Genomic DNA, 2844 nt, shown 5'->3' with positions numbered 1-2844 from the left:
GGCCCGGGCCGGCACCCCGCCGGCCGCCGCGGCCCGCACCGGGCCAGGGGAGTACTGGCAGCTCCTGGACGCCACCAACCACGTCCTGGCCGCCAGCCCCGGCCTGCCCCGGGGTTCGCTGCTCACCCCCGACCAGCTCGACCGCGCCCTGCGGGGGGCGGTACGCGCCGACCGGGGCACCCTGCTACCGATCAGCGCCCGCCCGCTGCGCCTGTACGCCGTCCCCGTCCAGCCCGGCGCCCGGCCGGCCACGGGACAACCGGCGGTCACCGTCGCCGCGGTGCGGCGCGACCAGCGCGACGAGGCGCTGCGGGAACTGATCGGCCAGCTCGCCCTGGCCAACCTGGCCGCGCTGGCCGTGGCCTCCCTGGTCGGCTACCGCCTGGCCCGCGCCGCGCTCGCCCCGGTGGAGCGCTACCGCGCCGAGGCGGCCCGCATCGCCGCCGGCGAGACCGGGGTGCGCCTCGCCGTCCCCGCCACGGACGACGAGGTGGCCCGGCTCGGCCGCACCCTCAACGACATGCTCACCGCCCTCGAGTCGGCGCTGGAGCGGGAACGACAGTTCATCAACGACGCCAGCCACGAGCTGCGTACCCCGCTGACCCTGCTCTCCACCGAGCTGGAACTGGCGCTGCGCCGGCCGCGCGGCACCGCCGAACTCGAAGCGGCCCTGCGGGCCGCCGCCGCCGACACCGCAGACCTGATCGCCCTCGCCGACACCCTCCTCGCCCTCGGCGCGCCACCCGCCGCCGCCGCCGAGGTCAACCTCAGCGCGCTGGTGGCCGCGCTGACGGACCGCCACGGGGCCGGGGCGCCGGAGGGCACGATCCGCGCCCGGATCACCCCCGGTCTCGCCGTCCGGGGCGATGCCACCCGGCTCGGTCGGGTGGTCACCAACCTGCTAGACAACGCCCTCCGGCACGGCGCGCCGCCGATCACCGTGGCCGTAAACCGGGCGGACGGGCTGATCCGGCTGACCGTGCACGACAACGGCCCGGGGATGGACCCGGAGTTCCTGCCGCACGCCGTCGAGCGGTTCCGCCGCGCCGACACGGCCCGCACCTCGCCCGGCACCGGCCTGGGGCTCTCCCTCGTCGAGGCCATCGTCCGCGCCCACCACGGCGAGCTGCGGATCTGCTCGGCCGGCGCGCACCACCGCGTCGGCGCGGTCTTCCCCGGCGAGTGCCGGCATCCGGCGGCCGGCACCACCGTCACCGTGCTGCTGCCGGCCGTCGCCTGATCAGCGCAGCGGCAGACCGAGCCGGCGGCCGGCCTCGCGCAACCCGTCCCGGGCGGCCGGGTGGGCGGCGTGGTCGACCAACTGCTGCGCCTGCTCGACCGAGTCCCGGCCCCACACGGTCGCGCAGCCCTGCTCGGTGACGATCGCGCTGTGCTGGAACGAGGTGACCGGCCCGGAGAGCAGCGGCACCACCGTCGACACGTCGGCCTTCGGGTGCCAGGAGCGCAGCGCGATGATCGCCTGGCCGCCCGGGGAGTGCAGGGCGCCCACGATGAAATCGGTCTGGCCGCCGAACCCGGAGTGCACCCGGGTGCCCACCCGGCTGGCGTTGGCCTGCGCGAACAGGTCCACCTCGAGGGCGCTGTTGACCGACACCAGGCCCGGGCGGCGGGCGATCAGCGCGGGATCATTGGTCCGCTCGGTGCGCAGCATCCGGATCCGCTCGTTGCCGTCGACCCAGTCGTACAGCTCCGCCGAGCCGAAGCAGAACGACGCGGTGACCGCGGTGTCCTGGTCCAGGCAGCCCGCCTTCTCCAGCGCGAGCACCCCGTCGCTGAACATCTCCGACCAGATCCGCAGGTCACGCCGGTCGGCCAGGGCGGCGAGGGTGGCGTCAGGGATGCCGCCGATGCCGGCCTGGAGGGTCGCCCCGTCGGGCACCAGCGCGGCGACCCGGGCGCCGATCGCCGCGGCCCCCGCATCGGGCTCGACGACCGGGGCGGCGGGCAGCGGCCGGTCGACCTCCAGCACCAGGTCCACCGCGTCGACCGGCAGCTCGGCGTCCCCGTACGTCCAGGGCATCTGCCGGTTGGCCTGGGCGACGACCAGCCCGCCCCGCGCCCGGACCGCCTCGACCACCGCCGGCAGGATGTTCACCTCGACGCCGAGGCTGAGGGCGCCGCCGCGCGGCGCGGTGGTGTGCAGGACCACCACGTCGGGGGCGAGCCGACCGCGCAGCAGCGCCGGCACCAGGGACAGCCGGCTCGGCACGTACGACAGGCGGGGGTGGCCGCGCATGCCGGTGACGACGAAGGAGGTCTCGTAGCTCACCGTTGCAAAGAGCCTCGGCGGCTCTCGGCAGTTCCAGCCTTTCGGCTGGAAAGGTCCGTACCGGTGTCACCGGAGCCTGAGGGCTTCGGTGTCCTGATGACGGTCTCCCGTTTCCTGCTGCCGCTGGTGCGGCAGTTTTGTGCCACCTGCCCGCCCCGCCGTGGCCTTTCGGCTGTGGCGGGTGTTGCGGGTCTTCTGGTCGGCTCCACGGGGTTTCGACGCTTGTGCGTCCTGGTCTCCGGCCACTCCGGTACCAGTGGCCGCTGCGAGAGCGGCGAGGTTGCGGGCTGCGTTTTCGTCTCGATCAAGGACGAGGCCGCAGGCGTCGCAGTGGTAGGTCCGGACGTGCAACGGCAGCTTGGCTTTCACCGCGCTACAGCCCGAACAGGTTTTCGAGGACGGGTACCAGCGGTCGGCGACCAGCGTCCGTCCGCCGGTCCAGCCGGTCTTGTAGGTGATCTGGATCCTGCTGGCTTATTGGCGGGTTCATGCGGCTAGGGCGAGGCGGGCGAGGTGGCTGGTGCGGGTTCGGTCGAGGGGGTGACCGTTCCAGT

3 protein-coding genes are annotated in these 2844 nt (G+C 74.6%); 1 reads left to right on the top strand and 2 read right to left on the bottom strand.

Annotated elements, in window-relative coordinates:
- On the top strand, positions 1-1240 hold a 1240-nt coding region (locus tag ACWEVO_RS34265; protein ID WP_452311560.1), incomplete at its 5' end, for a sensor histidine kinase.
- Here the strand turns inward: ACWEVO_RS34265 and ACWEVO_RS34260 are convergent.
- Positions 1241-2290, bottom strand: coding sequence for an acetyl-CoA hydrolase/transferase family protein (locus tag ACWEVO_RS34260; protein ID WP_452311559.1), 1050 nt, complete (start codon positions 2288-2290; stop codon positions 1241-1243).
- A 66-nt stretch (positions 2291-2356) separates the two neighbouring features.
- On the bottom strand, positions 2357-2749 hold the full coding sequence (locus ACWEVO_RS34255) for a zinc ribbon domain-containing protein (protein WP_452311561.1): 393 nt from the start codon (positions 2747-2749) through the stop codon (positions 2357-2359).
- Between the last annotated feature and the right edge of the window lie 95 nt (positions 2750-2844).

Source organism: Micromonospora sp. NPDC003776, from assembly GCF_053605645.1.
This window is presented reverse-complemented; position numbering and strand designations above follow the sequence as displayed.